Raw genomic sequence first — 7,800 nt, 5'->3', positions numbered from 1 at the left:
AAACCTGAAATTCCAGCTGATGGAAATCAGCAAAGGATAAAAAACGCAAGTGGGATGAACACTTCAAAAAATCATCGAATGAACCAGATCAAGAAGCCGAAAGGCAAAACGATAAACTTTTTATTGAGAGTTTGATCCTGGCTCAGGACGAACGCTGGCGGTATGCTTAACACATGCAAGTCGAACGAGAAGATCAGTTAAGAACCTTCGGGGGAATAAGTGATTGGAAAGTGGCGAACGGGTGAGTAACGCGTGGGTAACCTGCCCTATGGAAAGGAATAGCCTCGGGAAACTGGGAGTAAAGCCTTATATTATGGAGAGATCGCATGGTCATTTCATGAAAACTCCGGTGCCATAGGATGGACCCGCGTCCCATTAGCTAGTTGGTGAGATAACAGCCCACCAAGGCGACGATGGGTAACCGGTCTGAGAGGGCGAACGGTCACACTGGAACTGAGACACGGTCCAGACTCCTACGGGAGGCAGCAGTGGGGAATATTGCGCAATGGGGGCAACCCTGACGCAGCAATACCGCGTGAGTGAAGAAGGTTTTCGGATCGTAAAGCTCTGTTATTGGGGAAGAAGAATGACGGTACCCAATGAGGAAGTCCCGGCTAACTACGTGCCAGCAGCCGCGGTAATACGTAGGGGACAAGCGTTGTCCGGAATGACTGGGCGTAAAGGGCGCGTAGGCGGTCTGATAAGTCAGATGTGAAAGGTACCGGCTCAACCGGTGACGTGCATTTGAAACTGTCAGACTTGAGTATTGGAGAGGCAAGTGGAATTCCTAGTGTAGCGGTGAAATGCGTAGATATTAGGAGGAACACCAGTGGCGAAGGCGGCTTGCTGGACAAATACTGACGCTGAGGTGCGAAAGCGTGGGGAGCGAACAGGATTAGATACCCTGGTAGTCCACGCCGTAAACGATGAATGCTAGGTGTTGGGGAAACTCAGTGCCGCAGTTAACACAATAAGCATTCCGCCTGGGGAGTACGACCGCAAGGTTGAAACTCAAAGGAATTGACGGGGACCCGCACAAGCAGCGGAGCATGTGGTTTAATTCGAAGCAACGCGAAGAACCTTACCAGGTCTTGACATCCTCTGACAATCCCAGAGATGGGACGTTTCCTTCGGGAACAGAGAGACAGGTGGTGCATGGTTGTCGTCAGCTCGTGTCGTGAGATGTTGGGTTAAGTCCCGCAACGAGCGCAACCCCTGCCTTTAGTTGCCAGCATTGAGTTGGGCACTCTAGAGGGACTGCCGTAGACAATACGGAGGAAGGTGGGGATGACGTCAAATCATCATGCCCCTTATGACCTGGGCTACACACGTGCTACAATGGTCTGAACAGAGGGCCGCGAAACCGCGAGGTGAAGCAAATCCCTTAAAACAGATCCCAGTTCGGATTGCAGGCTGCAACTCGCCTGCATGAAGTTGGAGTTGCTAGTAATCGCGGATCAGAATGCCGCGGTGAATGCGTTCCCGGGTCTTGTACACACCGCCCGTCACACCACGAGAGTTGGCAACACCCGAAGCCCGTGAGAGAACCGTAAGGACTCAGCGGTCGAAGGTGGGGCTAGTAATTGGGGTGAAGTCGTAACAAGGTAGCCGTATCGGAAGGTGCGGCTGGATCACCTCCTTTCTAGGGAACAGGAAGTCATGGTACTATTTTCTTTTGTATGACCCAAAGTCATACAGCACAATGATGATACGGGGGTGTAGCTCAGTTGGGAGAGCACCTGCCTTGCAAGCAGGGGGTCAGGAGTTCGAATCTCCTCATCTCCACCATATTATCATCAAAACCAATTGCGGGGGCGTGGCTCAGTTGGGAGAGCGTCTGCTTCGCATGCAGAAGGTCAGGAGTTCGAGTCTCCTCGTCTCCACCATATTTAAAAAAATAAATATGGGCTTGTAGCTCAGGTGGTTAGAGCGCACGCCTGATAAGCGTGAGGTCGGAGGTTCAAGTCCTCCCAAGCCCACCATGATAAAACATCATATTGGTCATTGAAAACAACATAAAGCAAAAAGAGTAAAGAGCAAATATTAAACAAAGTAAAAACTTCTTAATAAATGCAATTTCAAAAACAACATTCTTTTGAGCTCAGAAAGAGAACAAAAGAAAAACGAAATGCGAAAGCATTCGTGGAGATCAAGAAACAAAGAGCACAGGGCGAATGCCTTGGCACTGGGAGCCGAAGAAGGACGCGACAAGCTGCGAAAAGCCACGTTTAGGAGCACATATCCGACGAGACGTGGATGTCCGAATGGGGAAACCCGGCGGTTAGAAGAACCGTCACCGTTAAGTGAATCCATAGCATAACGGAGGGAACCCGGGGAACTGAAACATCTTAGTACCCGGAGGAAAAGAAAGAAACATCGATTCCTTAAGTAGCGGCGAGCGAACGAGGAAAAGCCCAGAATCCAACAATCATTTCCGTTTAGCAGAAGGGCATGGGAAGGCCCCGCAAAGAGCGTAAGACGCGCGTAAGCGAAAAGCCGAAATGAGGAGATTCAACGAGTACCACGGGACACGTGAAACCCTGTGGGAAGATGGGGGGCCCACCCCCCAAGGCTAAATACTACCCAGTGACCGATAGCGGAAAGTACCGTGAGGGAAAGGTGAAAAGAACCCCGGGAGGGGAGTGAAATAGAAACTGAAACCCTGTGCTTACAAGCAGCTGGAGCGCAAGTGACAGTGTGCTTTTTGTAGAACGGGCCAACGAGTTACGGTATGTAGCGAGGTTAAGCACTTCAGGTGCGGAGCCGAAGCGAAAGCGAGTCTTAAGAGGGCGACGAGTTGCATGCTGTAGACCCGAAACCGTGTGATCTATCCATGACCAGGGTGAAGCTTGGGTAAAACCAAGTGGAGGCCCGAACCAGTGTCTGTTGAAAAAGGCTTGGATGAGTTGTGGATAGGGGTGAAATTCCAATCGAACACGGAGATAGCTGGTTCTCCCCGAAATAGCTTTAGGGCTAGCGTTCTGTGATGAATGACGGAGGTAGAGCACTGAATTGGGTAGGGGGCGTCAAGCTTACCGAACCATATCAAACTCCGAATGCCGTCCATTTTAACAGGGCAGTCAGACAGTGGGAGATAAGTTTCATTGTCAAAAGGGAAACAGCCCAGACCATCCGCTAAGGTCCCCAAGTACTGATTAAGTGGGAAAGGATGTGTCACTGCACAAACAACCAGGATGTTGGCTTAGAAGCAGCCATACATTTAAAGAGTGCGTAATAGCTCACTGGTCGAGTGGTGGTGCGCCGAAAATGAACGGGGCTAAAATCAGGCACCGAAGCGATGGATTGTGCCGCAAGGTACAGTGGTAGGGGAGCAATCTCTTAGGGGCGAAGCCGAATCGTAAGGTTCAGTGGACTTAAGAGAAGAGAGAATGTTGGCATGAGTAGCGAAAGTGAAGTGAGAATCTTCACCATCGAAAGCCCAAGGTTTCCTGAGGAAGGCTCGTCCGCTCAGGGTTAGTCGGGGCCTAAGCCGAGGTCGAACGACGTAGGCGATGGACAACTGGTTGAAATTCCAGTACTACCTCAGCGCGTTTGAGAGATGGAGTGACACAGAAGGATAAGCGAACCCGGCCATTGGAAGAGCCGGGGCAAGCAGTGAGACTGGAAAGAGAGGCAAATCCCTTTTTCCCCAAGGTCAAGCTGTGATGCGGAACGAAAAATAAGTAGGGAAGTCGCCGATTTCACGCTGTCAAGAAAAGCTTCTATCGAGCAAAGAGGTACCCGTACCGTAAACCGACACAGGTAGGCGAGGAGAGAATCCTAAGATGAGCGGGAGAAGTGTTGTTAAGGAACTCGGCAAAATGACTCCGTAACTTCGGGAGAAGGAGTGCCCCCTCGGGGGCCGCAGAGAAGAGGCTCAAGCGACTGTTTAGCAAAAACACAGGTCTCTGCTAAATCGAAAGATGACGTATAGGGGCTGACGCCTGCCCGGTGCTGGAAGGTTAAGGGGAGTGCTTAGCGTAAGCGAAGGTGCGAACTTAAGCCCCAGTAAACGGCGGCCGTAACTATAACGGTCCTAAGGTAGCGAAATTCCTTGTCAGGTAAGTTCTGACCCGCACGAAAGGCGTAACGATTTGAGCGCTGTCTCGACAACACACCCGGTGAAATTGTAGTACTCGTGAAGATGCGAGTTACCCGCGACAGGACGGAAAGACCCCGTAGAGCTTTACTGTAGTCTGGCATTGAGTTTTGATATAACATGTACAGGATAGGTGGGAGGCAGAGAAGCATGCACGCCAGTGTGTGCCGAGCCATTGTTGGGATACCACTCTTGTTATATTGGAATTCTAACGCGTTGCCGTCAACCGGCAAGCGGACAGTGTCAGATGGGCAGTTTGACTGGGGCGGTCGCCTCCTAAAAAGTATCGGAGGCGCCCAAAGTTACCCTCAGGATGGTTGGAAACCATCTGTAAGAGTGCAAAGGCAGAAGGGTGATTGACTGCGAGAGAGACATCTCGAGCAGAGACGAAAGTCGGGCTTAGTGATCCGGTGGTTCCGAGTGGAAGGGCCATCGCTCAACGGATAAAAGCTACCTCGGGGATAACAGGCTTATCTCCCCCAAGAGTCCACATCGACGGGGAGGTTTGGCACCTCGATGTCGGCTCGTCTCATCCTGGGGCTGAAGCAGGTCCCAAGGGTTGGGCTGTTCGCCCATTAAAGAGGCACGCGAGCTGGGTTCAGAACGTCGTGAGACAGTTCGGTCCCTATCCGTCGTGGGCGTAAGATATTTGAAAGGAGCTGTTCCTAGTACGAGAGGACCGGAATGGACAAACCGCTGGTGCACCAGTTGTTCCGCCAGGAGCATCGCTGGGTAGCTAAGTTTGGAAGGGATAAGTGCTGAAGGCATCTAAGCACGAAGCCCCCCTTAAGATAAGATATCTCATTCGAAAGAAGTAAGGCCTCTGGAAGACGACCAGGTAGATAGGCTGGAGGTGGAAGTGCAGCAATGTATGGAGCTGACCAGTACTAATCGGCCGAGGTCTTGATCCCATCAAGACATTTTGAAAAACTCTTTTCCTTTATGTTGTTTTGAGTGACCAACACTTTTGTCCAAAGCATGAAAGGCTTTGGTATGCAGCTGAGCGCAAGCGAAGCAAAGGTACAAAAGCGAACGCATTTTTCAAAGAAAAGCATCTTGAACAGATAGGAAGCTTTGCTTTGAAAAATACGATCCTTATAACTGAATAAAAACACAAGATTGATCTCGTGATGATGGCGAAGGGGAAACACCTGTTAACATACCGAACACAGAAGTAAAGTCCTTCAGCGCTGAAAGTACTTGGTGGGCAACTGCCTGGGAGGATAGGACATCGCGGGGTCTTTTTTTATTTTAGATTTCTTCAATAAAAAAGTTCTATAATAAGATCAGGTGAACTCTTTTTTAGTTAATATAAAGGAGGTGATTATGATGCTGTTGTGGGAAATGGAATTATTTGCTCGAGTGGTTGTTGCAGGGATATGCGGCGCTGTCATTGGTTATGAACGGCAAAACCGCTTGAAGGAAGCGGGAATAAGAACACATCTGATCGTCGCTCTGGGGGCGGCGTTGATGATGGTTGTTTCAAAATATGGCTTTTCAGATATTATCGGGCAGAATGGTGTTGCGCTGGACCCTTCACGAATCGCAGCACAGATCGTCACCGGTGTTGGATTTTTGGGCGCAGGGATTATTTTTGTACATAAGCAGTCTGTCAGCGGACTGACGACAGCAGCTGGAATTTGGGCGACCTCGGGCATCGGTATGGCTATTGGTGCCGGACTTTACTTTATTGGGGTGGCATCGGCTTTGTTGATTATTCTTCTTCAGATTATTTTGCATAAGAATTTCCGGTGGCTTAACGTTTATGTTGGCGAGATGATCCATGTGCATCTGGTACCGGATGAAGCAGCTCTGGAGCGTTTTAAAGAAAAAATCACCAGAGAATGCGTGGAAATTATTAATTTTAAAATCAAGCGGAATGCGGAAGATTGTATTTCCATGGAGCTTTATGTAAAGCTGCCTGAAAATTATCAGACAGAACAGCTGCTGACGCTGTTTAAGGACGACCCGGACATTATCAGCATTGAACTATAGAAGAAAAAAGCAAAGAATCATTCTTTTGATTCTTTGCTTTTTTCTTTTTTATTGCCTTTGTCCACATATTTGCTGACCAGGCGGTAAGCGGTGGCTTGGCTGAGCCCCAGAGCCGAGGCCATCTCATTGACGTTGGAATAGCTTTTATAATAGCTCTGGATAATTTCGCGTTTGTATTCCTCAACCATATCATCAAAAATAACGGTTTTCTTTTTTGTCTGATTTTTCTTGAGAAAATCGAGAATTTGTTCAGGTAGCTTGTCAGTGCTGACAATATTACCGATACTCATGACTGCCATATATTCTACTGCGTTTTTCAACTGGCGGACGTTGCCAGGCCAGTCATATTGGATAAGTGCCTCAATAACCGGGCTTGCAAACATTTTGTCTTTGTCGTATTTTTTATTGTGCTTATTCAGATAGTACTGGGCAATGGGTAAAATGTCGCTACGACGGTCTCTGAGAGATGGGATAGTCTGGGTAATGCCGTTGATACGCCAGAACAGATCCTCACGAAATTTGTTTTTCTGAACGAGTTTCTGGAGGTTTTTATTGGTGGCGGTGATGATACGGGTATCCACGGTTTTGATTTCCAGACCGCCGACAGAGGTGAAACGCTGGTTTTCGAGAAAATCCAGAAGCTTTACCTGAATGTTTGGCTGAAGCTCGCCGATTTCATCAAGAAACAGGGTGCCGCCGTCTGCCAGCTCCACCAGGCCCTTTTTACCTTTTGGGCTGGCGCCGGTGAAGGCGTAAGGAACATAACCAAAAAGTTCGCTTTCGATGAGGTTATCGGGGATGGAGGCACAGTTAATAGAGACAAAGGGTCTGTCACTGCGCAGGCTGGAATCGTGAATGTATTTGGCAAAAAGACTTTTCCCGACGCCACTTTCACCGAGGAGAAGGACGGGAATATCTGATTTTGCGCCCTTTCGCAGTTTATTGAGGGTGGCGTAAAGATTGTAGCTGCGGCCGACAATGTTGTTGCTTTCCTTGGTTTCCTCACTGCTACTGTATTTTGCTTTTTCGTTGGATTCATTTTTTTCGCAGTCCAGGTCAAAGGAACTGATGGGTTTTTCCTTGAAGGAAGTAAAGACAACCATGACGAGCTTCTCATTCTTATCATATATAGGGGTAGTGATGGTGATATGGGTTTCGTTGGTCATCAGATACCGCTGCCTGGCAAAAACGGTCCGTTTATTTTCGATGGCGTAATCCACAGACGGCGGGGTCCACAGTCCGTTAAAGGAAGTGAAAAAATTAAGCTTACACATATCCTCCGGGGACATGCCGTGGTACTGCAGGCTGGCTGGATTGGCGTAGATCACATAGCCTTCGGCATCGGTGACGGTAATTTCGGCAAAGCAGTGTTCTAGAATATCAATATAGGTATCTTTTGATAAGGATCGCAGATATTGCTGAAAATATTCACTGTAGCGGTCAATTGAACTCATGGTGATTCCTCCTCAAGGAAATTTCTCCCCTTATTATAGCGAATCTTATGCGAAATTGCAAAATTATTAAATATAAGAAAAATAACGGAGGTTTCTCAAAATTGACAAAGAAAAAATAGATAGAAATCGTAAATAATGGCAGAATTATGCTGAAAATGAAAAAGCGAAAAGTTGGCACAGGACTTGCATTAGTATAATGGCATAAGCTAGCTAAGAAAAAATAAAAGAACGAGGAGAAGGGTTATGTTAAAA

At 48.2% G+C, this 7,800-nt stretch carries 2 protein-coding genes, 3 tRNA genes and 3 rRNA genes; 7 read left to right on the top strand and 1 reads right to left on the bottom strand.

Features of this window, described 5'->3' with window-relative positions; translation table 11 throughout:
• Window positions 1-119: 119 nt before the first annotated feature.
• The 7 genes from DW091_RS09255 (at window position 120) to DW091_RS09225 (ending at window position 6,094) form a co-directional block, all read left to right on the top strand.
• Window positions 120-1,642 (top strand): 16S ribosomal RNA (locus tag DW091_RS09255).
• A gap of 70 nt (window positions 1,643-1,712) precedes the next feature.
• Window positions 1,713-1,788, top strand: a tRNA-Ala gene (locus tag DW091_RS09250).
• 22 nt (window positions 1,789-1,810) lie between these two features.
• Window positions 1,811-1,886: transfer RNA gene (locus tag DW091_RS09245), tRNA-Ala, on the top strand.
• Window positions 1,887-1,905: 19 nt separating this feature from the next.
• Window positions 1,906-1,982 (top strand) — tRNA-Ile (locus DW091_RS09240).
• A 165-nt stretch (window positions 1,983-2,147) separates the two neighbouring features.
• Window positions 2,148-5,010: ribosomal RNA gene (locus tag DW091_RS09235) — 23S ribosomal RNA — on the top strand.
• 212 nt (window positions 5,011-5,222) lie between these two features.
• A 5S ribosomal RNA gene (gene rrf / locus DW091_RS09230) occupies window positions 5,223-5,339 on the top strand.
• The 16S, 23S and 5S rRNA genes sit together here with 3 tRNA genes alongside, the layout of an rRNA operon.
• An 86-nt stretch (window positions 5,340-5,425) precedes the next feature.
• Window positions 5,426-6,094, top strand: coding sequence for an MgtC/SapB family protein (locus DW091_RS09225; protein WP_118518023.1), 669 nt, complete (start codon window positions 5,426-5,428; stop codon window positions 6,092-6,094).
• 17 nt (window positions 6,095-6,111) lie between these two features.
• Here the strand turns inward: DW091_RS09225 and DW091_RS09220 are convergent, their stop codons facing one another.
• Window positions 6,112-7,548: a sigma 54-interacting transcriptional regulator gene (locus DW091_RS09220; protein WP_058696154.1), complete on the bottom strand. Its 1,437-nt coding sequence runs from the start codon at window positions 7,546-7,548 to the stop codon at window positions 6,112-6,114.
• Between the last annotated feature and the right edge of the window lie 252 nt (window positions 7,549-7,800).

Origin of the sequence: Eubacterium sp. AM05-23, assembly GCF_003477535.1 — a bacterium.
GTDB classification, from domain to species: domain Bacteria; phylum Bacillota; class Clostridia; order Eubacteriales; family Eubacteriaceae; genus Eubacterium; species Eubacterium maltosivorans.
The sequence above is the reverse complement of the archived record's forward strand: the minus strand, read 5'-3'. Positions and strand labels throughout refer to the sequence as shown.

Bases quoted from the DNA above. Each gene is read 5' to 3' on its own strand.
- DW091_RS09225 (WP_118518023.1), top strand. From the start codon at position 5,426: ATGATGCTGTTGTGGGAAATGGAATTATTTGCTCGAGTGGTTGTTGCA.
- DW091_RS09220 (WP_058696154.1), bottom strand. From the start codon at position 7,548: ATGAGTTCAATTGACCGCTACAGTGAATATTTTCAGCAATATCTGCGA.